24 protein-coding genes and 1 tRNA gene are annotated in these 21,504 nt (G+C 69.9%); 15 read left to right on the top strand and 10 right to left on the bottom strand.

All coding sequences use genetic code 11. The features are described 5' to 3' along the window. A partial coding sequence (locus AB0O34_RS27340; protein WP_363920071.1) for a hypothetical protein occupies positions 1-671 on the top strand: 671 nt, incomplete at its 5' end. A gap of 238 nt (positions 672-909) precedes the next feature. Here the strand turns inward: AB0O34_RS27340 and AB0O34_RS27345 are convergent. Further along, positions 910-983: transfer RNA gene (locus AB0O34_RS27345), tRNA-Pro, on the bottom strand. Between the two features lie 238 nt (positions 984-1,221). Here AB0O34_RS27345 and AB0O34_RS27350 point away from each other — a divergent pair. The 5 genes from AB0O34_RS27350 (at position 1,222) to AB0O34_RS27370 (ending at position 4,428) form a co-directional block, all read left to right on the top strand. Next, positions 1,222-1,674: a hypothetical protein gene (locus tag AB0O34_RS27350; protein ID WP_363920073.1), complete on the top strand. Its 453-nt coding sequence runs from the start codon at positions 1,222-1,224 to the stop codon at positions 1,672-1,674. Positions 1,675-2,122: 448 nt separating this feature from the next. Then, on the top strand, positions 2,123-2,821 hold the full coding sequence (locus AB0O34_RS27355; protein WP_363920075.1) for a hypothetical protein: 699 nt from the start codon (positions 2,123-2,125) through the stop codon (positions 2,819-2,821). A gap of 6 nt (positions 2,822-2,827) precedes the next feature. Then, on the top strand, positions 2,828-3,778 hold the full coding sequence (locus AB0O34_RS27360; RefSeq protein WP_363920077.1) for a hypothetical protein: 951 nt from the start codon (positions 2,828-2,830) through the stop codon (positions 3,776-3,778). A 3-nt stretch (positions 3,779-3,781) separates the two neighbouring features. Continuing rightward, positions 3,782-3,967 carry a hypothetical protein gene (locus AB0O34_RS27365; RefSeq protein ID WP_363920079.1) on the top strand — a complete coding sequence of 62 codons (186 nt, stop codon included), beginning with the start codon at positions 3,782-3,784 and terminating at the stop codon, positions 3,965-3,967. 41 nt (positions 3,968-4,008) lie between these two features. Beyond that, positions 4,009-4,428, top strand: coding sequence for a CBS domain-containing protein (locus tag AB0O34_RS27370; RefSeq protein ID WP_363920081.1), 420 nt, complete (start codon positions 4,009-4,011; stop codon positions 4,426-4,428). A gap of 295 nt (positions 4,429-4,723) precedes the next feature. Here AB0O34_RS27370 and AB0O34_RS27375 read toward each other — a convergent pair whose 3' ends face one another. From AB0O34_RS27375 to AB0O34_RS27385, 3 genes are all read right to left on the bottom strand, one after another. Next, positions 4,724-6,088: an NAD(P)/FAD-dependent oxidoreductase gene (locus AB0O34_RS27375; protein WP_363920083.1), complete on the bottom strand. Its 1,365-nt coding sequence runs from the start codon at positions 6,086-6,088 to the stop codon at positions 4,724-4,726. 43 nt (positions 6,089-6,131) lie between these two features. Then, on the bottom strand, positions 6,132-6,581 hold the full coding sequence (locus tag AB0O34_RS27380; protein ID WP_363920085.1) for an ATP-binding protein: 450 nt from the start codon (positions 6,579-6,581) through the stop codon (positions 6,132-6,134). A 162-nt stretch (positions 6,582-6,743) separates the two neighbouring features. Continuing rightward, positions 6,744-7,526 (bottom strand): SigB/SigF/SigG family RNA polymerase sigma factor, encoded by a 783-nt coding sequence (locus AB0O34_RS27385; protein WP_363920087.1) that lies wholly within the window; start codon positions 7,524-7,526, stop codon positions 6,744-6,746. A gap of 224 nt (positions 7,527-7,750) precedes the next feature. Here AB0O34_RS27385 and AB0O34_RS27390 point away from each other — a divergent pair, with 224 nt between their 5' ends. Next, positions 7,751-8,119, top strand: coding sequence for an STAS domain-containing protein (locus tag AB0O34_RS27390; protein WP_363920089.1), 369 nt, complete (start codon positions 7,751-7,753; stop codon positions 8,117-8,119). A 64-nt stretch (positions 8,120-8,183) separates the two neighbouring features. Here the strand turns inward: AB0O34_RS27390 and AB0O34_RS27395 are convergent, their stop codons facing one another. Next, a complete protein-coding gene (locus AB0O34_RS27395; protein ID WP_363920091.1) occupies positions 8,184-8,912 on the bottom strand; it encodes a GAF and ANTAR domain-containing protein in 729 nt (242 codons plus the stop codon). 130 nt (positions 8,913-9,042) lie between these two features. On the opposite strand from AB0O34_RS27395, the gene AB0O34_RS27400 reads away from it, so the two are divergent. From AB0O34_RS27400 to AB0O34_RS27410, 3 genes are all read left to right on the top strand, one after another. Then, positions 9,043-10,938 carry a SpoIIE family protein phosphatase gene (locus AB0O34_RS27400; protein ID WP_363920093.1) on the top strand — a complete coding sequence of 632 codons (1,896 nt, stop codon included), beginning with the start codon at positions 9,043-9,045 and terminating at the stop codon, positions 10,936-10,938. A 117-nt stretch (positions 10,939-11,055) separates the two neighbouring features. Further along, a complete protein-coding gene (locus tag AB0O34_RS27405; protein WP_363920095.1) occupies positions 11,056-11,397 on the top strand; it encodes an STAS domain-containing protein in 342 nt (113 codons plus the stop codon). 210 nt (positions 11,398-11,607) lie between these two features. Then, the gene (locus AB0O34_RS27410; protein WP_363920097.1) at positions 11,608-12,789 is read left to right on the top strand and encodes a glycosyltransferase; all 1,182 of its coding nucleotides are present in this window, start codon (positions 11,608-11,610) and stop codon (positions 12,787-12,789) included. 79 nt (positions 12,790-12,868) lie between these two features. On the opposite strand, the gene sthA is transcribed toward AB0O34_RS27410, so the two are convergent. Beyond that, entirely contained in the window at positions 12,869-14,272 is a 1,404-nt protein-coding gene (gene sthA / locus AB0O34_RS27415; RefSeq protein WP_363920099.1) for a Si-specific NAD(P)(+) transhydrogenase, read from the bottom strand. Positions 14,273-14,425: 153 nt separating this feature from the next. On the opposite strand from sthA, the gene AB0O34_RS27420 reads away from it, so the two are divergent. After that, the gene (locus AB0O34_RS27420) at positions 14,426-15,466 is read left to right on the top strand and encodes a family 16 glycosylhydrolase (RefSeq protein WP_363920101.1); all 1,041 of its coding nucleotides are present in this window, start codon (positions 14,426-14,428) and stop codon (positions 15,464-15,466) included. Here the strand turns inward: AB0O34_RS27420 and AB0O34_RS27425 are convergent. Beyond that, positions 15,444-16,526, bottom strand: coding sequence for a helix-turn-helix domain-containing protein (locus tag AB0O34_RS27425; RefSeq protein WP_363920103.1), 1,083 nt, complete (start codon positions 16,524-16,526; stop codon positions 15,444-15,446). The genes AB0O34_RS27420 and AB0O34_RS27425 overlap by 23 nt on opposite strands. Before the next feature lie 94 nt (positions 16,527-16,620). On the opposite strand from AB0O34_RS27425, the gene AB0O34_RS27430 reads away from it, so the two are divergent. From AB0O34_RS27430 to AB0O34_RS27445, 4 genes are all read left to right on the top strand, one after another. Further along, on the top strand, positions 16,621-17,538 hold the full coding sequence (locus tag AB0O34_RS27430; RefSeq protein ID WP_363920105.1) for a proline dehydrogenase family protein: 918 nt from the start codon (positions 16,621-16,623) through the stop codon (positions 17,536-17,538). An 8-nt stretch (positions 17,539-17,546) separates the two neighbouring features. Further along, positions 17,547-19,172: an L-glutamate gamma-semialdehyde dehydrogenase gene (pruA, locus tag AB0O34_RS27435; protein ID WP_363920107.1), complete on the top strand. Its 1,626-nt coding sequence runs from the start codon at positions 17,547-17,549 to the stop codon at positions 19,170-19,172. A gap of 201 nt (positions 19,173-19,373) precedes the next feature. Further along, complete coding sequence (locus tag AB0O34_RS27440) at positions 19,374-19,661, top strand: type II toxin-antitoxin system Phd/YefM family antitoxin (RefSeq protein WP_363920109.1); 288 nt, start codon at positions 19,374-19,376, stop codon at positions 19,659-19,661. After that, positions 19,658-19,930 (top strand): type II toxin-antitoxin system RelE/ParE family toxin, encoded by a 273-nt coding sequence (locus tag AB0O34_RS27445; protein ID WP_363920111.1) that lies wholly within the window; start codon positions 19,658-19,660, stop codon positions 19,928-19,930. Before AB0O34_RS27440 ends, AB0O34_RS27445 begins: the two co-directional genes overlap by 4 nt. Positions 19,931-19,940: 10 nt before the next feature. Here the strand turns inward: AB0O34_RS27445 and AB0O34_RS27450 are convergent, their stop codons facing one another. Genes AB0O34_RS27450 through AB0O34_RS27460 form a run of 3 tightly spaced genes read right to left on the bottom strand, consistent with a single transcriptional unit; the run spans position 19,941 to position 21,343 of the window. Beyond that, positions 19,941-20,099 carry a hypothetical protein gene (locus AB0O34_RS27450; protein WP_363920113.1) on the bottom strand — a complete coding sequence of 53 codons (159 nt, stop codon included), beginning with the start codon at positions 20,097-20,099 and terminating at the stop codon, positions 19,941-19,943. Positions 20,100-20,136: 37 nt separating this feature from the next. After that, entirely contained in the window at positions 20,137-20,562 is a 426-nt protein-coding gene (locus tag AB0O34_RS27455) for a PPOX class F420-dependent oxidoreductase (RefSeq protein WP_363920115.1), read from the bottom strand. Between the two features lie 37 nt (positions 20,563-20,599). Further along, positions 20,600-21,343, bottom strand: a complete 744-nt coding sequence (locus tag AB0O34_RS27460) for a lysophospholipid acyltransferase family protein (RefSeq protein ID WP_363920117.1) — start codon at positions 21,341-21,343, stop codon at positions 20,600-20,602. Between the last annotated feature and the right edge of the window lie 161 nt (positions 21,344-21,504).

The raw sequence follows: 21,504 nt of genomic DNA on the forward strand, positions 1-21,504 counted from the left end.
ACTCGCCGCTCGCCGCTCGCCGCTCGCCGCTCGCCGCTCGCCGCTCGCCGCTCGCCGCTCGCCGGACAAGCCTCACAGTGGAGCGATGGACCCGAGAGGACGTGACCGCGCTGTTCCTCACCCCCGCGACAGCCGGCCTCTCCGGCGGCGAGACCCGCACCGTTCCCGAGGGCACGATCACCAACCTCGATGTCTGCGTACCGCTCGACCCGATGAACACTCCCACCGTGGCCATCGACAAGCGCTACGCCACCGCCAAGCAGGAGATCGGCGTGCCCTACAAGGGCCACCTCACGCAGCAAGGCTGGGTCCTGCCAACAAACGCTGACGCCGCGCACGTCATGAAACAGGTACGAAGGAACCTCCCCCGGTGCCGCTACCCCGGGAGCATGAACGCCCCGATGGATCCGCGTACTCGCATCAGCGGCACCTCCAGGTCGGCTAAGTACGCCCGCGACTCCTTCGGCTGGCACGGCCACCGCATCGAACAGACCATGAACCGCAACGGCGAACGCGCCTCGGTCAGCACCCTGCTCCTCCTACAGCGCGGCCCCGTCCTGCTCGCCCTCGACTACACCAACTACACACCTAAGGTGCCCGAGCAGAAGCTGCACTCCTACAACCTCGGCGTCCCCCGCAAGATCCGCGCCCATCCGGCTGGTCGGGGGTAGTTGAGAAACCCATGGCCTTTACGTTGTAGATCAGACCGGCAACAAACCGACGTCACTTCGTTTGAACACCCTCGGCGTACCGGGCCACGCGAAGGCCGGAACACACGGCAACCTGCGGCAATGGCAGGCAGCCCGCTGCCGGCAACTGACGTCTCGTCCGAGCAACAAATGAGCAACAAGTACACGAAAGCCGTGATCACAATCTTCGTGATCACGGCTCCGACCTGCGTTAACAGTGTCGGGACGACAGGATTTGAACCTGCGACCCCTTGACCCCCAGTCAAGTGCGCTACCAAGCTGCGCTACGTCCCGCTGCTCACCTAGGCGAGCGAGAACAACCTTAGCGCAGATCTAGGGGTCGTGCGTACGCCTGCCCCGGCGGTGGCGGCTCGTCGGCCGCGGGATGAGCGCCTGCGGGGCCGCGTAATGCGCGCCTAGGAGGTCGAGCGGTGCGTGCCTGGCGGGGTGACGCCATGGGATGACGGATGATCGGGCGGCCGGGAACATAGGGCTGTGTCACTGGTGGGGCGATCGAGAGTGGGATGGGCTCATGGGGCGGAAGACTCACATCGACCGGGAAGAGCTGCGGCGGCTCGTCACCGAGGGGCGGTCCAACGCGGAACTGGCCGCGCACTTCGGGGTGACGGAGTCCGGGATCCTGCAGGCCAAGCGGAACGCGGGCCTGGCCAAGCCGATGCTCGACCACAGCAGGGCCATCCCGTGGAAGCTCAACCGCGTCCACAACCAGACGGGTCCCGCCACCAATCTGAGGAACCTCTCCGCGATCGCCCAGGGTGGCGACGTACCACAGACCAAGATCAACACCGCTCTGCGCTGGGCGCAGCGGCTGGCCGGCGGTGACCTCGACATCGCCTACGACCCGGACCAGGGGTTCTACGAGGTGCCTGTGGCCGGCGACTCCCACATCCGGTCCGTGCTGGACGACGCGCTGGAAAGGCTCGCCAAGCGGGAAGAGGTCCCGACGGATGGGGACGAAGGGTAGAGGTTGTCGCCTGGGCCGCCGAACTCCCTGACGGCGCCGTTGCCGCACCAGCCGGTGAACTCGGTGGTGGGCGTGATGAACTCGGTCACCGTCTCGGATGGGCTCGGTCCAGGAGGTGCCGATGTTCTGGGGCGGTCATACGGAGCATGGTGAAGTCGGTGGTCGTCGCCGACGCTTGGCGGACTTGATGGTCCCCCATGGCTCGGTGGCCATGCGTGGCGAACTCGGTGGTCGCCCCGGCTCGGCGGTGATGCTTGGTGATCTTGGTCGCTCTGGCCGGCGGACTCGAGTCCGGGAGGTGCCTATGTCGTGTTCTGGGGCGGGTGTACGAAGCGTGGTGGGTTTGGGCGGGCCGGTTACTTGACCAAACGCATGGGTCGACTCTGTTTTGCGGTCTTCATCTCGGGCAGTCGGGGGTTTACAAAGGCACACATAACCGGAGGCAGACATGACCATCACCTGGGTGGCCGTCGTTGTAGCCGCGGTGGTGGCGATCTTGGCCGTCGGCTACCTCGTGACGCAGCAACAGCGCAGGCACCGGCTCCAAGAGCGCTTCGGCCCCGAGTACGAGCGGACCCTGAGCGAACGCGACAACCGTCGCGAGGCGGAGCAGGAGCTGCTCGAGAGGGAGCAGCGTCACGCGAAGCTGGACATCAGGCCGCTTGCCCCGGAGACCCGATCGACTTATTCGAAGAAGTGGACCGAGGTGCAGGAGCGGTTCGTCGACGCTCCCGGCTTCGCCGTCACCGAGGCGGACCACCTCGTGACCGCCGTCATGGCGGACCGTGGCTACCCCACCGAGGGATTCGAGCAGCAGGTGTCCGACCTGTCGGTCGTCCACGGCCAGACCCTCGACCACTACCGCCAGGCCCACGAGATCAGCAGCCGCGCGGCCAGGCAGGAGGCTTCGACCGAGGAGCTGCGGCAGGCCATGGTGCACTACCGCGCCCTGTTCGAAGAGCTTCTGGAGGACACCACCGGCGGCGAGCGGGAGACCGTCGACCCCGGCACCGTGGACGCGGACCGCAGGGCGACCGTGGACGGTAACGGCCGTGGGGCCGTGGATCCCGATCACAGGGCAGCCGTGGACGACGACGCTCGACTGGCCGAGGACCGCACCGCGCACCGCAACACCCAGGGAGGCTGACCAGCGATGGAATCCTATCGCCGAGACACCACGGACGAACCGCTCCGCGACCCGGAGACCGGCCACGTCCTGGACCCCGCCGGCACGCCGGACGACCGTACGGATAGCGACCGTACGGGCGAGGCCACCGTCTACGACCAGGCCGAGCAGGACCGGGACAAGCACGGGCTGAACGACAACGACGATCTCGACCCGGCCCACTCGGCCGAGCCGATCAGTGCCTCCGGCGACTTCGCCTCCTCCGAGCGGAACGACCTCGGCGGACGGGACGACCTCTCCGAGCCGAAGCCGAACCATCTCACCGGAACGAACGACCTCCCCGGACCGGACGACCTCACGGATCGAGACGGCGTCTCCGACCCCACGGGACTCGACAGGCGCGATGGGCTCTCGGATGACGACCTCGACGGGCGCGACGGCCTCTCGGAGGACCTCGCCGCGCGGGACCGCGTCTCGGGCGACCTGGACACCGACGCCGTACGGGCGAAGCACGGCGAGCAGGCCGATCTGATCGTGTACCCGGACGAGGCCGACTACCCGACCCGGTCCGACGACGACAGCCTCACGGCCGGCGTTCCCGACGTGGAGCCGGAGCCCGTCCTGGCGACGAGTGGCGGCGTGGGCGACAACGACGTGCATCGCTCCGGGACCGGCACGGCCGGCGCGGGCACTGGACCCATCGACTTCCAGCAGCGCTGGCGCGAGGTCCAGGCCGGCTTCGTCGACGACCCCCGCGACGCCGTCGAGCGGGCCGACCAGCTCGTCGAGGAGGCCGTGACGGCCCTCACCTCGCGCAGGCAGGGACTCGTCGACCGCTGGAAGAACAGCGACCAGGGCGACACCGAGCAGCTCCGGCTGGCTCTGCGCGACTACCGGTCCCTGCTCGAAGAACTCGTCGGACTCTCCTACTCCACCGCCGGGCATGGAAGCTTCCCGGCTTCACCAGAAGCGAGGTAATCGATGCTTGCCATCGTCGCGGCGATCGTCTTCGGTATCGCCTTCCTCTTCAGCCTCATCGGCACGAGCATCGGCATCTCCACCACGGCGCTGATCGCGCTCGGGCTGTGCCTGCTGGCCCTGCATCAGGCCGGCATCGGAACCTCGACCGTCAGTGGTCACGCCTGGCGCGGACGCGCCCGCCGCTGACCAGACCAGGCAGAGATCCAAGCAGAGATGGGGTGTCCAGGATGAAGCAGAAGGTACGGGACGTCATGACGCACCGGCCGATCTGCCTGCCCGCCGACGCGTCGGTCTCCAAGGCCGCTCGCCTCATGCGGGACCAGGCCATCGGGGACGTGCTGGTGACCAAGGACGACCGGCTGTGCGGGGTGGTGACCGATCGCGACATCGTCGTACGCGCCGTCGCCGAGGCCCGGGACGCCGACTCGACACCCCTTGGGGCGCTGTGCAGTTCCGAGCTGGTCACCGTACGGCCCGACCAGAACGCCGACGAGGTCATACGGCTGATGCGGGAGAAGGCCGTGCGGCGGGTCCCGGTCGTGGACAACGGCCTTCCCGTCGGCATCGTCTCCCTCGGGGACATGGCGCTGGAGCGTGAGCCCTCCTCGCCGCTCTCCGAGATCAGCGGCGCTCCCCCGAACGGCTGAGCGGCCGATCCCGCGACGCGCTGTAGCCGCCTCAGAGCCAGGTGAAGGCACGATCGGGGTTACGAGCCGGGAGCGCGCCAAAGACGCCGTGCCGACCCAACCGGGCCTCGGGTCGCACGGTCTGAGAGGAAGGGCGCCGCCCCACCGGGGCGGCGCCCTTTCGCGTGCCGGCCCGGATTCACACCCTTCCAAAGCACGCCCTGCCCGATCGCCGGAAGCGTGCCGAGCCGGACGGCCTTTGACCCCTGCCGGAGCCGGCCGCCCAACCCCCACAACCTTCACCCCGTGCCGCGAGCTAGTCGCCCAGCCTGGCGGCTCCCGAGTGGGCCGGAGGGCGTTCGCGTGCTTCCCGCGGGCCGGAGCGGGCGGCGAGCTCGAATTCCTGGCGGGGATCCTGCATGGCGCCCAGCGAGACGATCTCGCGCTTGAAGAAGAACCCCAGCGTCCAGTCCACCAGGACGCGGGTCTTCTTGTTGAACGTCGGGATCTTCGACAGGTGGTACGCCCGGTGCAGCAGCCAGGCGGGGAATCCGCGGATCTGGTGCCCGTAGATGTTCGCGACCCCCTTGTAGAGCCCGAGGCTCGCGACCGAGCCGGCGCTCCTGTGCTTGTACGGCTCGCGCCTCTCGCCGCGCATGGTGGCCAGGAGGTTGTCGGCCAGCCGCCCGGCCTGCCGTACTGCATGCTGGGCGTTGGGCGGGGTGGTCTCCCCCGGCCTGGTGAGGTCGGGCACCGCGGCGCAGTCGCCGGCCGCGAAGGCGAAGGTGGTGCCCTCGACGAGGAGGCACGCGTCGACCTTGACCCGGTCGTGCGAGTCGAGCGGCAGGTCGCCCGCCCTGACCAGCGGGTTCGGCTTGACGCCCGCCGTCCACACCAGGGTGTCGGCGTCGAACTCGTCGCCGTCGCTGAGCACGATGTGGTGGTTCTCCGCCGAGGTGAGCAGGGTCCTGGTCCGCACCTCGATGCCGCGCCCGCGGAGCTGCTCGGCGGTCCACTCCCCCATCTCGACGCCGACCTCGGGCAGGATCTTGTCGGTGGCCTCGACGAGCATCCACCTCATGTCCCACGGCTTGATGGCCGGGAAGTAGCGGCACGCCTCGGTGGCCATGTCCTCCAGCTCGGCCAGGGCCTCCACGCCCGCGAAACCGGCGCCCACGAAGACGAACGCGAGCGCCCGCCGCCGTACCGCCTCGTCGGTGGTCGAGGCCACGAGGTCGAGCTGTTGGAGGACGTGGTTGCGCAGGTGGATGGCCTCTTCCAGGGTCTTGAAGCCGATCCCGCACTCGGCGAGCCCGGGGATAGGGAGCGTTCGGGAGACCGAACCCGGCGCGAACACGAGATAGTCGTATTCGAGCCGGCGCCCCGGCCCCTCGTAGGGCTCGAAGCCGGCCGAGCGCGAGGCCAGCTCGACCCAGGTCACCCTGCCGCTGAGGATCTCGCATCTCGGCAGGACGCGGCGCAGGAAGACGACGACGTGCCTCGGCTCCACGCTCCCGGCCGCCGCCTCAGGAAGGAAGGGCTGGTAGGTCATGTAGGAGTCCAGGTCGACCACGGTTATGCGGGCTTCGTCGCGGCGGAGCTTCCTCTGCAGGCGGAGGGCCACGAACATGCCGACATAGCCGCCTCCCACGATGAGCACCCGAGGGATTCGCTGAGTCATACCCCGGGACGTACCCCACCGGAGAGCGACATACAGAGGTTTGTCAGAGCTTGAAGCGCATTACGACATTTGTCCCGTTTGCGCCGGTCCTGAGAATCAGCTTCTTCGCCAGCCGCCTGGCCACCCACAGGCCCATCCCGCTGGTCGAGTAGTCGTGCGGAGCGACCATGCCCGGCTGCTCGCCGGGGATCCAGTGGCCGTCGTCGTGGATGTCGATCAGGAGGTCGCCACCTCCGCACCACACGCGCACCCGCGCCTTGGCGGCTCCGTGGGTCACGGCGTTCGTGGCGACCTCGTTGACGGCGACCAGGTAGTCACCGATGTCCCCCTCGGTCATTCCCGCCCGGCGGGCCTGGAGGGCGGCGAAGTCTCGAACGTCCGGGAGGTCTCCCACGCAGAACGTCATTTCCCTGACCGCCGCGCCGGACGGGAGCGGCGAAGGGCCGCTCCCGTCCGTGAGGAAGCGGGGAGGAGGGACTTCGTCCTCGTTCACCCGATAACCGCCTCCAAGAGCGATCAGCTTAGGAAGGTCACCCTGCACCCGGGCTGCCGATTTACACCGACGAAGATACCCCGGGTTGCCGGTTCGTGAGGGTAGTGCCCCCTCCACGGAACCTCCGTTCGGCGGTTGAATGCCCCAGGAGGGGCGGATTAATCAGCAAGTGGCCACGAGCTGCGACCGGAGCTGGTCGAGAACCTTGCGCAGGATGCGGGAAACGTGCATCTGGGAGATGCCGAACTCCGCGGCGATCTCGGCCTGGGTCATGTTGCCGTAGTAGCGCAGGAGCAGGATGTTGCGCTCGCGCTCCGGCAGCTGGTCGATCAGGGGCTTGATGGCCTCGCGGTCCACCAGCGTGGCCAGCTCGTCGTCCTCGTCCGGGATCAGGTCCCCGAGCGCGGCGGCGTCGTCGTCCGCGCCCATCGGGGCGTCCAGCGACAGGGTGCTGTAGGCGGCGGAGGCGTCCATCGTGAGGAGCATGTCCTCCTCGGAGATGCCCATCCGCTTGGCCAGCTCGGCGACGGTGGGGAACCTTCCGAGCTCCTGCGTGAAGTCGGCGACGAGCCGGTTGAGCTCGGAGCGCCGCTCCTGGTAGAGACGCGGGACCCGGACGGCCCAGGTCCTGTCGCGGAAGTGCCGCTTCACCTCGCCAGTCATGGTCACCATGGCATAGCCTCTGAAGCTGTGCCCCAGCTCGGCGTCGAATCCGTTGATCGCCTTCATCAAGCCCACGTACGCGGCCTGGAGCAGGTCTTCCATGGGCTCGCCCCGGTGGAGGTACCGGCGGGAGATCTCCCTCGCCATGGGGAGGTGCATTTCGACGATCATCTCGCGCAGCCGCGCTCGCCTTGCCTCGGTGATGCCCGGCTCGACGAGCTCGCGCAGGAGGTCTTCGGCGGTGACGTCGGTCTGGGAGAAAGTGCGGTCCTCGGCAGCCATTGCTGCTCCCTCGTATGCCTTGCAAGCGAGGCGCAACCGGCAATGCCCATGCAGAGCCGACATCGCCTCGCGTACTACTGTCGAGACGAGGCCCTCTGCTGGACCTCGGCTCCAGTATTCCCTAAAAATCAAGAGTATTGCTACCCCCCAGGCAACAGTAATGTTGCGATTGCCCCCCGAGGGGGTTGGCGCCATGCGCCAGGGAAGCGGCGAGGAGGCGCGTGGTGACCGTTCCAGATAGGGCAGATTCGGCCCTGACCCTTACTTCGGCGGTTGCCGAGGGGGTGCCCGTGGTGAAGGTGACCGGCATCCTCGACGCGACCACGCGCGAGCAGTTCACCGACCGGCTCGCCGAGATCGCCGACGACTACGGCCCTGATCTGGTCCTGGACCTGGCCGGCGTCACGTTCATGGACTCCCGCGCGCTCGGGCTGATCGTGCATCACTGGCAGCGCACGATGGCGGCGCAGGGCCACTTCGCCCTGGTCGGGGTGCAGTACTCCAACTCCAAGGTGATGTGGGTCACCGGCCTCGCGCAGCGCCTCCCCTTGTACGACACCCTTGACGAGGCGCTGGAGGCCTTCAAGGCCTGACCCGCCCCGCTCCCCTCCGGGTGGCGCTAGAGTCCTGCGAATCATGGAAGACCACGCCCCGCCGTCAGGACGGCACGGCCCCGCCGTGCTTGCTCTGGTGCTCGCTGACCAGCAGGCGCGCCAGGTCGGCCACCTTGACCTGGTGGTGCTGCGAGAGGCGGCGCAGCTCGTCGAAGGCCGCCTCCGCCGAGCAGCCGCTGGCGTGCATGATGATGCCCTTCGCCTGGTCGATCACCGCGCGGCCCGCGAGCGCCTCCTGGAGCTGCGCCGCGTCGGTGAGCACGTCGTCGTAGTCGGAGATGTTGGCGAGGGCCACGGTCAGCTGCTCGGTGAGCAGGGTGGCGAGCGAGTCGGCGGAGCCGCCGGCGAACGCGCCCGGCCGCACGGCGTACAGGCCGAGGACGAGCGTGGAGCCGTCAACGGCGATCGGCAGCACGAGGATCGAGCGCACTCCGTGCTTGACGGCCGTCGCGGCGTACCTGGGCCAGCGGGTGTCGAGCAGCACGTCGGTGACCACGACGTTCCTGCCGGTCGCCAGCGCCTCGGAGGACGGCCCCTCGCCGAGCGCCTGCTCCCGGTCGACCAGCGCGATCAGGTCGCTGTGGGACGCCGAGAGCATGATCCGCTCCTCGCGCCGCAGCTCTACCGTGCCGCCGGCGCATCCGGGCACGCCGACCGCCACGGCGCCGGTGATCCCCCGGAGCACGCTCTCCATCGAGGTGCCCTCGTGGACGCGGCCGAGGGCCGCGAGGTCCCGGGCGAGGGCGGGGCTGAACATCCTCATGGTCTCCATACAAGGCTCCCGTTTCCCTTAAATGCCAGGTTAATTCCAACCGCGAGGTGCTCATCGATGGGAAGCGTCTTCTTGACGTACGGTCTAGCAGGGGAACCCACGCTCCCCTCGGCCATACGAAGGACCACAATTGACCGACCCTACTGATGTTCCCGCGCTCGAACAGGCGCTGAGCGGCCTCACGGCCCGCATATCGTCCCTTCGCGACGCGCGATCGGCGTACCCGTCCGACCCGGGTCCGACGCTGGACGCCGCGCTCGTCGAGCTGGAGACCGCCCGCGACCTGCTGCGGGCCTCGATCGGCGAGCTGAGCAAGTCGCGTCGCAGGTCGGGCGGCAAGGAGAGCAGTTCCAACCGCGAGCTCAAGCTGCTGCGGACGATCTACCGCACCATGCCGGTGCCGGTCATCGTCCTCGACACCGCGGGCACGGTGCGGCGCGTGAACGCCGAGGCCTCCCGCCTGCTCGGCAGCCCGGACGGCTACCTGACCGGCCGGGCCTTCCCGCTGCTGGTGGACGTCTCCCGGCGGGCGGCCTTCCGCTCCCACCTGACCTCCGTGCTGCACACCGGGGAGACGGCGGCCTTCCCGACCCGGCTGGCCCACCAGGGCCGCGCCCACAACGTACGGCTCGTCCTGACCCAGCTCCGCATGCCCGGGGAGCCCCAGGAGATGATCGCCGCGGTGGCGCTGCCGGTCGAGGTGCGGATGCCGGAGACGGGCCAGGAGGCCGAGCCCGAGTCGGTTCCAGAAGAGTCGATCGTCATGGGCACAGCGCGGCGCCAGGAGCTGATGTCGCAGCTCACCCGCCTGCTCCTGGACGAGGAGAGCCTGAGCGAGCCGGTCGCGCTGATCCGGGCGGGCCGGCTGCTGGCCTCCCACACGGCCGACTGGGTGTTCGCCGACGTCGTACGCAACGGCGCCCCGCAGCGGTCCCTGGTCATCGGGCCCACCAACCAGCCCGTGGCGCGCCTGGTGCAGACCCTGGAGCGCATGGACCCCTCGGCGGCCCCGCTCGTGACCCACGTGCTCGGGAGCAAGGGTGGCGTGGTCCAGGAGATGGTCGAGGACGACTCGCTGCTCGGCGTGCTGCCCGACGGCACCCCCGTCCTGCACGCGACGCGGGCCGGGTCGGTGCTGAGCGTCCCCATCCAGGCCGGTGAGGAGACCCACGGCGTCGTCACGCTGCTGCGGCTGCGCGAGCGGCCCCCGTTCGGCCTGGCCGACCTCGCGCTGATGCAGGACGCCGGCGCCCACATCGGGCTGGCCCTGCGCGCCCAGCGCATCTTCCAGGGCAGGTCCCAGGCCGCGGACACCCTGCAGACCGGGGTGCTGCCGCGCACCCTGCCGGACGTCCCCGGGTACGACACTGCGGCGGCTTACCACACCGGCGCGGGGCCGAGGGCGATCGGCGGGGAGTTCTACGACGTCTTCCGCGTCAAGGACGGCTGGGGCTTCGCCGTCGGCGGCGTGGTCGGCCAGGGCGACGAGGCCGCGTCGGTCACCGCGATGGTGCGCGGCGGCCTGCGCACGCTCAGCGTGTGGGAAGACGACCCCGGGCCGGTGGTGGCGAAGCTCAACGACGCCCTGGTCATGCAGGACACCGGCATGTTCGTCATGGTGGCCGCCGGATTCGTCACCCCCGGCAGGCGCGGGGGGCGCATCCGGCTGGCGTCGGCGGGCAACCATCCCCCCGCGGTCCTGAAGGGGGACGGCGGCGTGCGCTTCACCTCGGGAGGCGGCATGCCGCTCGGCATCGAGACCGGCGCCGAGATCCCCGTGGAGGAGGTCAGCGTCGCCCTCGGCGAGACCCTGGTGCTGTACTCCGACGGGCTCGCCGGCTCGCGCGGCCGGTCGGGCCAGGCCGAGCTGGCGTACGGCGAGGGACGCCTCACCGAGGTGCTCACGCGCTGCACCGGGCAGTCGGCCAGCGCGGTCGTCAAGGCCGTCGAGGAGGACCACCAGGCCTTCTGCGGCGGTCAGGTGCTCGACGAGACCACCATCTTGGCCCTGCGCCGCACCCGCTGAGGGACCCCTGCCCTGTGCCCGTCCAGGAAGCGGGCTTATGTTCGACATGGCACGTACGGCTTCCCGCCGTCTGGGCGGGCTCCGCCGGAGAGATCGTACGTACTGGGGAAGAGGCCAATGGACCTCGAGTCCGACGGTGCGATCCTGCGCATCCGCCGTACCGCCGAGCCTTCTGGGCTGCGCGTCGAGGGGGAGATCGACGCGACCACCGTCAACGAGCTGAGCAAGGCGCTGGCGGCGGCGATCCAGGCCGGGGACGGCGACATCCGGGTGAACCTCGGCGCTGTGACCTTCATCGACCTGGCGGGGCTCCGCGTGCTCGCCGAAGCCGCGTCAGGCCTTTCCGGGGGCCGCGCGCTGGTTCTGAGCCCGCTCCCTGGCCATGTCGGGCACCTCATCCGGCTCGTCGGCTGGGACGCCGTGCCGGGTCTGCGGCTCGCCGCGGAAGAGGACCGGTGACCATCTGTGTCGTTCATGACTTTGCGACAGTTCGCCGGCGGATCTCCCAGGTCACGGGCCCAAGATGCCTCGCACCTGAGATTTTTTTACGTTGAGGGGTTTCCCCAGTACCGGACACCGGTACACTGAGTCACAGATTCAGTGCCTAAGACGCAGGCACAACTCAGTACGTCTGTGGGTCGACGCGACCCGACTCCCCTGAGGTGTGCCATGAACATCGCCATCGTCTCCGTGCACGATCTTCCCGCCGACATCCCGGCCATCGCCCGTGAGCTCAGCAATGCCCACCGCGTGACCGTTTACACCCGCCGCAACGCCGCCGACCGCAAGCCGCGGGTGAAGGTGGCGGCCGGCGTGACCATCGAGTACCTGACGGCGGGCCCCGCGGAGCCCCTTCCGGAGAACGCGGTCATGCCTTACATCTCCGACTTCAGCGCGCAGCTCAAGCAGCGCTGGAGCAAGGACCGCCCCGACGTCGTCCACGCCCACTCCTGGACGGGCGGGCTCGCCGCCATCGCCGGCTCCGAGGGCCTCGACATACCGATCACCCAGACCTTCCACCAGCTCGGATCGTCCCGCATCCGGCCCGGCGCCGACCCGGGTCAGGCCGCGCGGATGCGGCTGGAGCGCGCGATCGGCCGCCGGGCCAACGCGGTCATCGCCTCCTGCGACGACGAGGCCGCCGAGCTGATCCGGATGGGCGTGCCGCGTAAGAACATCGCGGTGGTCCCGCACGGCGTCGACGTCGAGCGCTTCCGCCGCCAGGGCCCGTCCCTCACCCGGAGCGACCGTCCCCGTCTCGTGCACGTCGGCCACATCACCCCCGGCGGCGGCGCGTACACCGCGATCCGGGCGCTCGACGGCATCCCCGGCGCCGAGCTGCTGATCGCCGGCGGCCCCGTGGCGGGCGCCCCCGACACCGACCACGACCTGGAGCGCCTGCGCCTGCTGGCCAAGGAGGTCGGCGTCGAGGACCGCGTCACCCTTCTCGGCCACGTTCCCCACAACGGCATCGCCAAGCTGATGCGCAGCGCCGACGTGGTGCTCTCGCTGCCGATCGCCGTTCCGAACGGCAAGGTCGCCCTTGAGGCCATGGCCTGCGGCGTCCCCGTCATCGCCTCCGCCGTGGGCGCCCACCTCGACTCGGTGGTCGACGGCGTGACCGGCATGCTGGTCCGCCCCGACAACGCCGCCGTCCTCGCCCGCCGCACGCGCCAGCTCCTCGGCGACCTCACCCGCAGGACCGCCCTCGGCTTCGCCGGCGCCGACCGCGCCAGCTCGCGGTACTCGATGGAGCGCATCAGCCGCGAGCTGGTCCGCGTCTACGACAACGTGACCGGCCGCCAGCAGGTCGAGGTCGAGGTCGAAGAGGCCGAGGCCGAGGCCGCCTGAGCGGGCGCCCGCTCCCCCGCCTGACCCGAGCCCGTGCCACCCTCCGGTGGCACGGGCTCACCCGTGTCCGGACGCGTGGTCACTCCGCGAAGCGGGCCATCCGGCGGATCTTGTTCATGGCGTCCAGGGCCGCGACCTTGTACGACTCGGCGAGGGTCGGGTAGTTGAACACCGCGTCCACCAGGTAGTCCACCGTGCCGCCGCAGCCCATGACCGCCTGGCCGATGTGGATCAGCTCGGTGGCCCCGGTGCCGAAGACGTGCACCCCGAGCAGGGCTCGGTCCTCTGGTGACACCAGCAGCTTCAGCATGCCGTACGTGTCACCGATGATCTGGCCCCGCGCCAGCTCCCGGTAGCGGGAGATCCCCACCTCGAAGGGGATGAGGGCCTTGGTGAGCTCGTCCTCGGTCTTCCCGATGAAGCTGATCTCCGGGATGGTGTAGATCCCGATCGGCTGCAGGTGCGACATCGCCTTCAGCGGCTCGCCGCAGGCGTGGTGGGCGGCGATGCGCCCCTGCTCCATGGAGGTGGCGGCCAGGGACGGGAAGCCGATGACGTCCCCCACCGCGTAGACGTGCGGCACCGCCGTACGGTAGTGCTCGTCGACCGAGATGCGGCCCCGGTCGTCCGCGGTCAGGCCCGCGGCTTCGAGGTCGAGCCCGTCGGTGACCCCGTGACGGCCCGCCGAGTACAGGACGGTCTCGGCGGGGATCTTCTTGCCGCTCTCCAGCACCGTGACACAGCCGCGCGCCCGGCGCTCGACGGCGGCGACCGTCTCACCGAACCTGAAGGTGACCGCGAGGTCCCGCAGGTGGTACTTCAGCCCCTCGACCACCTCCAGGTCGCAGAAGTCCAGCATGCGGTCGCGCCGCTCGACCACGGTGACCTTGGTGCCGAGGGCGGCGAACATGGAGGCGTACTCGATGCCGATCACCCCGGCGCCCACGACCACCATCGAGTCGGGCACCCGCTCCAGCCGGATCATGCCGTCGGAGTCGATGACCGTGCGGTCGTCGAACTCCACGCTCTCGGGGCGGGCCGGCCGGGTCCCGGTGGCGATGATGATCTTGTCGGCGGTGACCTTGCCGCCCTTGCCGTGCTCGTCGGCCACCTCGATTGTGTGCGCGTCGACGAACCTGCCTGAGCCGGTGAGCACGGTGACGTGGTTGCGGGAGAGCTGGCTGCGGATGACGTCCACCTCGCGTCCCACCACGTGCGAGGTGCGCATGGTGAGGTCGGCGACCGTGACCTCCTCCTTGAGGCGGTAACTCTGGCCGTACATCTCGCGCTGGCTGAGGCCACTGAGGTACAGCACGGCCTCGCGCATGGTCTTCGATGGGATCGTGCCGGTGTTGATGCACACCCCGCCGATCATGTCGCGGCGCTCGACGATCGCGACGCGCCGCTCCAGCTTGGCAGCGGCGATGGCCGCTTTCTGCCCGCCGGGCCCGGAACCCAGAACAAGAACCTCGAAATCCGACACAACGCTAAGTGTGGGGCTAACTACTCAATCCGTGAAGCTGTGCGAGCCCGCGGGGAACGCCAAATCGCTATAACACTGTGATCAGGGGAAGATGCTTGCTTTCATGGGCGCATGTCGATTCGTAACGCATACATGATCGTAGCGGCGACGACGTTGAGCCTCTGTCCCAGCCCGGGCGACGGCGGCCCGTACGAAGGCCACCGCGCGACCCGCCCGCCGGCCGTCCACGGCACGGCCTCTCCCCAGGCTACGGTGCCGAGCTACCCTCCTCACGCCGGCCCGGTCGCGAGCCGCCCGCCCGGAAGCGCTCCCTACGGGAGCCGCCCACCGGGGGCCGGCACGGGCGAGGGCGACGCGCCGGGCTATCCGCCGCCCCCGGTCTACGACCACCGGTACGGGCGGCCCGGTTCCCCGCCTCCCCCGGGCGAGAGCCCGTACGGGGGGCCCGGCTCGCCGCCGCCGGCGGCGGGTCGCCCGTCCACGGGGCCGGGCTCGCCTCCTCCACCGAGCGTGCGCGCCTCCGTGCCGCCCGGCGCCCTTCCACGGGCCGACGCCCGGTGGGGCACGCCGGTGTTCGTGGAGGACTTCGACGGCACGCAGATCGACCGGAACAAGTGGGAGGTGTACGACTCCCCCGACGCCCAGGTGAACCCGCGCACGGCACGGGCGACGGCCGTCCACGACGGCATGCTCCAGATGACCGGCGGCTTCTACGGCGGCAAGGACCTCTCGGGCGGCGTCGCGAGCCACCTGTCGCAGACGTACGGCCGGTGGGAGGTGCGCTTCCGCGGTGAGGCAGGCGCCGGGTACTCCCTGGTCACGTTGCTGTGGCCGAGCAGCCAGGGCGGCGAGTACGCCGAGGTCGACTTCGCCGAGGTGATCGACCCGACCCGGCAGAGGGGCGGCATCTACATCCACAGGGGCGAGGCCGAGCAGGCGCAGAGCCAGATGCGCGCCGACTTCACCCGGTGGCACACGGTGGCCGTCGACTGGCTGCCCGGCCGCCTGACCTTCTGGCTCGACGGCGAGCAGACCTGGGACTACACCGGGCCGCGCGTTCCCGAAGCCCGCCCGATGCACCTGACCCTGCAGAACGACGTGGTCTGCAACCAGTGGTCGCCCTGCCGTAACTCCTCGACGCCGAAGACGGTGTCGATGTTCGTCGACTGGGTCAAGATCTACCGCGCTCCGTGACGCGGGGGCCGGCGGGGGCCCTGAGGAGCTCGGCCGCCTTGAGGCCGAGGTGGAGCAGGAGGCGGCTCTCGCCGTCGGCGAGGTCGAGCCCGGTGACGCGCTCGGCCTTCGCCAGCCGGTAGTACAGGGTCTGGCGGTGCACGCCGAGCCACGCGGCGGTCTCGCGCGCCTGCCCGCCCCGGTCGAGGTAGGTCTCCACGGTGCGCGCGAGCTCGCCGTCCAGCGCTCCCGCCTCGGCGGCCAGGTCGGCCAGCTCGGTCCCCGACAGGCGCACCAGCAGGCGGTGGACGCCCAGGTCGGCCCAGGCGGCGACGGGGGCGAACCTCGGCACCCGCTGGGCCGCGCGCAGGGCGAGCGTCGCCTCGCGCCAGCTCCGCCACGCCTCGGCCTGGTCGTCCCTCGCACCTCCTATGCCGGCGGCCGTGCCGTACATCGCCTGGACCCTGATCGCGACGGCCCGCGCCTGCGCGGCGGGGGCGAGGACGGCGGTGAGGGGGTCGCCCGCGTCGGCGAGCACCCCGCGCGGCAGGGTCCACAGCGGCACGACCCGCCCGGAGGCCTGTACGGCTATCGCCGCGACGGGGCCGGTGATCTCCAGACCCGCCGAGGCGCGGACCTCGGAATCGCCCGACAGCAGGTCGCGCAGGCGGGCGCCGAGGTCCTGGCGGCTGCGGGCCTCCTGGGCGAGCACGGCCGCCGCCCGTCCGACCAGGGACGACACGCTCGCCAGGCGCTGGTCGCTCAGCCTGCCGGAGTCGAGCAGCCACAGGTACCCATAGGTCACCTCGCGGTGGCGCAGCGGGACGCAGACCCTGGCGAGCACGCCGAGGCCCTCGTCGGCGGGAATGCGGACCGGGCCGGCCGCCGAGGCGATGCCGTAGCCCTCGAAGTAGGCGCGGACCTCGTCGGAGGCGCGGCGGCGCAGGATCGACTCGCGCCTGACCGTGTCGATGTCGCCGCTCTGTGCCGCGTACGCGAGCAGCTGGAAGGTGCGGTCCTCCAGCGTCGCCGAGGCGTCCAGGATGCGAGCGATGTCGTCCACGATTTCCTGCAGGTCCACCCGCCCATTGTCATACATCTGTATGAAGGGGGTAGTCGTCGCCCGTGGCGGATGTCCATGGAAGGCCGTGAGCTGCGGATTTAGGGTGGTTAACATGCTCGGTTCCGTACTTCTCGCGGTCTCGCGAAGCCCGCTCGCGCGCCGCGCCATCTCAGGTTTCCCGGTGACCCGGCACGTGGTCGACCGGTTCGTCGCCGGCGAGGACACCGGGGACGCGTTGTCCGCCGTCCAGCGCCTCACCGACGCCCGCCTCTCGGTCACCCTCGACCACCTCGGCGAGGAGACGACGGACGCCAAGGCGGCCGTCGAGAGCGTCAAGGCCTACGTCACGCTGCTCGACGCGCTGCGCCCGCTCGGGCTGGGCGACCGCGCCGAGGTGTCGGTGAAGCTGTCGGCCGTCGGCCAGGTGCTCGACCAGGGCATGGCCCTCGACCACGCCCGGGAGATCTGCGCCGCCGCGCGCGACGCCGGCGCGACCGTGACCCTCGACATGGAGGACCACACCACGGTCGACTCCACGCTGTCGATCCTGCGGGCGCTGCGCGAAGACTTCCCCGCGACCGGTGTCGCCGTCCAGGCCTACCTGTTCCGCAGCGAGGACGACCTGCGCGAGCTGTCGTACGAGGGGTCGCGGGTGCGCCTGGTCAAGGGCGCCTACGCCGAGCCCGCGTCCGTGGCCCACCAGGGCAAGAGCGAAGTGGACAAGGCGTACGTGCGGTGCCTGCGCATCCTCATGGAGGGGAAGGGTTACCCCATGGTGGCCACGCACGACGACCGGCTCATCTCCATCACCGAGCTGCTGGCCGAACGCGCGGGGCGTGAACGCGACACCTACGAGTACCAGATGCTCTACGGCATCAGGACCGACAAGCAGGAGGCGCTCGCCCGCGCCGGATCCTTGGTCCGCGTCTACATCCCCTACGGCGACGACTGGTACGGCTACTTCATGCGCCGCCTCGCCGAGCGCCCCGCCAACGTCGCCTTCTTCCTGCGTTCACTCCGCTCCAAGTGAGGTCTTCCATGGATGCCGTCAGCAACGTCCCAGTCCCGGCCAACGAGCCGATCTACGGCTACGCCCCCGGCAGCGCCGAGCGTTCGGCGCTGGAGAGCCGGATCAAGGAGCTCTCCGGCTCCGCGATCGACCTGACGATGACCATCGGCGGCGAGCAGCGCATGGGCGCGGGCGCCGTGATCGACGTCGTGCAGCCGCACAACCACGCCCACGTGCTCGGCCGTACGGCCGACGCCTCGGCCGCCGACGTGCGCGCCGCCATCGACTCGGCGCTGAAGGCGGCCCCGGCCTGGCGGGCGCTGTCGTTCGACGAGCGCGCCGCGATCTTCCTCAAGGCCGCCGACCTGCTCGCCGGGCCGCGGCGCGCCACGCTGAACGCGGCCACGGTCCTCGGCCAGTCGAAGTCGGCCCAGCAGGCGGAGATCGACGCCGCGTGCGAGCTGATCGACTTCCTGCGGTTCAACGTGTCGTTCGCCCGCCAGCTGCTCACCGAGCAGCCGATCTCGTCGCCCGGCGTGTGGAACCGCATGGAGTACCGGCCGCTGGAAGGCTTCGTGCTCGCGATCACGCCGTTCAACTTCACCGCCATCGCCGGAAATTTGCCGACTTCCGCGGCGTTGATGGGAAATGTCGTCGTCTGGAAGCCGTCGCCCACGCAGCAGTTCGCGGCGCACTTCACCATGCGGCTGCTTGAGGAGGCCGGGCTTCCGCCGGGCGTCATCAACCTGGTGACCGGAAACGGCGCGGCCGTCTCGGAGGTCGCGCTCACCGACCCGAACCTGGCCGGCATCCACTTCACCGGCTCCACCGCCACCTTCCAGCACCTGTGGGGAACGGTCGGCGCCAACATCGCCTCCTACCGGGGCTACCCGCGCCTGGTCGGCGAGACCGGCGGCAAGGACTTCGTGCTCGCCCACCCCTCCGCCGACCCCGCCGTGCTGTCCACGGCGCTGATCCGCGGCGCGTTCGAGTACCAGGGCCAGAAGTGCTCGGCGGCGTCCCGCGCGTACATCCCGCGCTCGATCTGGTCGGCGATCCGCGACGACCTCGTGTCGACGGCCGAGTCGCTGACCGTGGGAGACGTGGCCGCCGACCTGTCGACGTTCATGGGCGCGGTCATCGACTCCCGGTCCTTCACCAAGAACAAGGCCGCGATCGACCGGGCGCGTGCCACCGGCTCGGTCGACGTGCTCACCGGCTCGTACGACGACTCGACCGGCTACTTCGTCAGGCCGACCATCCTCGAGGGCTCGGACCCCGAGGACGAGATCTTCGTCAAGGAGTACTTCGGCCCGATCCTGTCGGTTCACGTGTACGACGACAGCCGCTTCGACACCGTGCTCGACCAGATGGAGAGCGTGTCGCCGTACGCGCTGACCGGTTCGATCATCGCGCAGGACCGGTACGCCATCGCCTCGGCCACCGAGCGCCTACGCTTCGCGGCCGGCAACTTCTACATCAACGACAAGCCCACCGGCGCGGTCGTCGGCCAGCAGCCCTTCGGCGGCGCCCGCGCCTCCGGCACCGACGACAAGGCCGGCTCGGTCTTCAACCTGATCCGCTGGGTCAACGCCCGCGCCATCAAGGAGACCTTCACCCCGCCCACCAACCACCGCTACCCCCACATGGGGTGACAGCCTCTGCAAACGCCGAGAACACTAATCGGCGTCCACGTGCGGGACGGTAACGCCCGGGCGGCCTGAAGGCCACCCGGGCGTTCCGCTTGCCAGGCGTTTCACCCGCCAACGTCTGCGGCGAGAGGAACCATGGCCAGCAGGACCCTGTAGTAGCCGGAACTTTGGCCGACATCTAGGCCAGAGAGGTACCATAGGCGTATGGAGATCATTCCGATCAGTGAAGCGAAGGACCGGCTGACCGAACTGGCCGACCGGGCCGCTCGCGAGCATGATCACTTCACGCTTACCCGGAACGGACGACCGCATGCCGTCATCGTCTCCGTGGCCGAGTGGGAGTCCCTGCAGGAGACGCTGGAGATACTCACCGATCCGGAGATGCGCGCCGACCTGGTCGAGGCCGCATCCGCCGAGGAGAGGGGCGATGTGACCACCGAAGAGCAAATGGCCGCCATCATGGCCGCCCGTCTCGGCAAGGCCAGCGCGTGAGCGACCGGTACACCGTCCTCTTCGACCCGCCGGCTCGCCGCGCCCTCGCCGCGGGGCTGCCCGAGAGTGTGGCCGCCGCAGCGTGGGAACTCATCACCGGTGCGATTGCCCGGGAGCCTTGGCGTGTCGGCAAGCCTCTGCATGAGCCCTATGAGGGCCTGCACGTCGCGCGGCGTGGCACCTACCGTGTGGTGTACCGCATCGACGAAGACAAGCACAGCGTGACGATCCAGACGATCAAACACCGCCGGGATGCCTACCGCCCATAATGCTGGCGATCTACACCAACGGCGGCGGGTACCGGTGGATCTCCGCCCGGTGCCCCGCCGAGCCGGCGAACGTGGCGTCATCGGTGAGCAGTGGCACCCCCAGCGATTCGGCAAGCGCCACATACATGCCGTCATAGGCGGTGAGGTTGTTCCTGAGCTCCAGCTCCACTGGACCATCGAGACGGACGCGCTGACGACTGATCGGTTCAGGCGGCGATGTCGCGTACGGCGATGACCTTGCCGATGCGGATGCGCACCACGACCTCCCCCGGGACGCCGTTACGCCTGCCGAACTCCTCGGCGCGGTCCTCGCCCATGTAGCGCCCGCCGAGCACGGTGGCCCACTTGATCAGCTCGCCGAGGTCGTCGGACATCGCCGCCGTGCCCTCGATCATGACGAAGGCGTACGGCGGCCGTTCGTCGTCCACGCAGACCGCGGCCCGGGGGTCGCGGCGGAGGCTCCTGGCCTTCTGGCCGGTGCCGCTGGTGGTGAACACCAGGTCGTCGCCGTCCAGGACGAACCACACGGGTGTCACGTGCGGGCGGCCGTCGGCCCGGGTGACCCCGATCTTCGCGGTGCGCGTTCCTTCGAGCACGAACTCGCGCCACTCTCTGTCACTCATTCGCTCCATATAGTCACGTTACGGTACGGCCCGCGGTGACCTCCACTCACCCCCGGCGGCGCGACGCCCGCTCGGCCGCGTCCAGGGCGGCGGCCTGCTCGGGGGTGGGAGCGGTGCCGCCCAGGTGGGCGGGCTGCCACCACACGCCCTGCGGAATCTCCGGATAGCTCCGCTGCACCCGGTCGAGCTGCTCCGACATCCGGGTACGCAGGGCACCGGCGAGCTCCGCGATGTCCTGCCCGGCCTTGGGGAACATGGGTTCACCGATGTCGATCGTGATGGGGACGTGCCGCTGGGTGAGGGCCTTGGGACGGCCCTTGGTCCACATGCGCTGCGTCCCCCAGACCGTGACCGGGATCAGGGGGACCTCGGCGTCGGACGCCATGCGCACGGCGCCGTTCTTGATGTCCTTGATCGTGAAGGACCGGCTGATCGTCGCCTCGGCGAACACGCCGACCACCTCGCCCGCCCGCAGGGCGGCCACGGCGCTGCCGTACGCCCCCGCGCCCGCCGACCGGTCGACCGGGATGTGGTGCATGCCGCGCATCAGCGGCCCGGAGATCCGGTTGGCGAAGACCTCGTGCTTGGCCATGAACCGTACGAGCCGGCGGGAGGGGTGGGCGCCGTATCCGACGAAGATGAAGTCCAGGTAGCTCACGTGGTTGCTGACGAGCACGGCACCGCCGCTCCTCGGCACGCGATCGGCGCCGTTCACCTCGATCCTGAGGTCGAGCGCCTTGAACAGCCCTCGCGCTGTCCCGATCACCAGGGGGTACAGGATGTCAGCCATGCCTGCACCGTAACCTACGTGCGAGTAACTTGGCGTCTCAGTGACCCCGGAACGCCTCCTCCAGCCACCGGGACGCGTGGCCCGCGGCTCTTGGCGGCACAGGCGCGGGGGTGGCAGGAAGCGGTCAGGGCGGTGCAGCTTGCTGCCGCCCGTTCATCTGG

Origin of the sequence: Sphaerisporangium sp. NPDC088356, from assembly GCF_040685555.1 — a bacterium.
Lineage (GTDB): Bacteria > Actinomycetota > Actinomycetes > Streptosporangiales > Streptosporangiaceae > Sphaerisporangium.

What these genes read in the sequence shown, in the direction of transcription:
- AB0O34_RS27350 (WP_363920073.1), top strand. Translation starts at nt 1,222, where the DNA reads ATGGGGCGGAAGACTCACATCGACCGGGAAGAGCTGCGGCGGCTCGTC.
- AB0O34_RS27410 (WP_363920097.1), top strand. Translation starts at nt 11,608, where the DNA reads ATGAACATCGCCATCGTCTCCGTGCACGATCTTCCCGCCGACATCCCG.
- AB0O34_RS27375 (WP_363920083.1), bottom strand. Translation starts at nt 6,088, where the DNA reads ATGACTCAGCGAATCCCTCGGGTGCTCATCGTGGGAGGCGGCTATGTC.
- AB0O34_RS27460 (WP_363920117.1), bottom strand. Translation starts at nt 21,343, where the DNA reads ATGGCTGACATCCTGTACCCCCTGGTGATCGGGACAGCGCGAGGGCTG.
- AB0O34_RS27370 (WP_363920081.1), top strand. Translation starts at nt 4,009, where the DNA reads ATGAAGCAGAAGGTACGGGACGTCATGACGCACCGGCCGATCTGCCTG.
- AB0O34_RS27405 (WP_363920095.1), top strand. Translation starts at nt 11,056, where the DNA reads ATGGACCTCGAGTCCGACGGTGCGATCCTGCGCATCCGCCGTACCGCC.
- AB0O34_RS27385 (WP_363920087.1), bottom strand. Translation starts at nt 7,526, where the DNA reads ATGGCTGCCGAGGACCGCACTTTCTCCCAGACCGACGTCACCGCCGAA.
- AB0O34_RS27360 (WP_363920077.1), top strand. Translation starts at nt 2,828, where the DNA reads ATGGAATCCTATCGCCGAGACACCACGGACGAACCGCTCCGCGACCCG.
- AB0O34_RS27395 (WP_363920091.1), bottom strand. Translation starts at nt 8,912, where the DNA reads ATGGAGACCATGAGGATGTTCAGCCCCGCCCTCGCCCGGGACCTCGCG.
- AB0O34_RS27365 (WP_363920079.1), top strand. Translation starts at nt 3,782, where the DNA reads ATGCTTGCCATCGTCGCGGCGATCGTCTTCGGTATCGCCTTCCTCTTC.
- AB0O34_RS27355 (WP_363920075.1), top strand. Translation starts at nt 2,123, where the DNA reads ATGACCATCACCTGGGTGGCCGTCGTTGTAGCCGCGGTGGTGGCGATC.
- AB0O34_RS27440 (WP_363920109.1), top strand. Translation starts at nt 19,374, where the DNA reads ATGGAGATCATTCCGATCAGTGAAGCGAAGGACCGGCTGACCGAACTG.
- AB0O34_RS27455 (WP_363920115.1), bottom strand. Translation starts at nt 20,562, where the DNA reads ATGGAGCGAATGAGTGACAGAGAGTGGCGCGAGTTCGTGCTCGAAGGA.
- pruA (WP_363920107.1), top strand. Translation starts at nt 17,547, where the DNA reads ATGGATGCCGTCAGCAACGTCCCAGTCCCGGCCAACGAGCCGATCTAC.
- AB0O34_RS27430 (WP_363920105.1), top strand. Translation starts at nt 16,621, where the DNA reads ATGCTCGGTTCCGTACTTCTCGCGGTCTCGCGAAGCCCGCTCGCGCGC.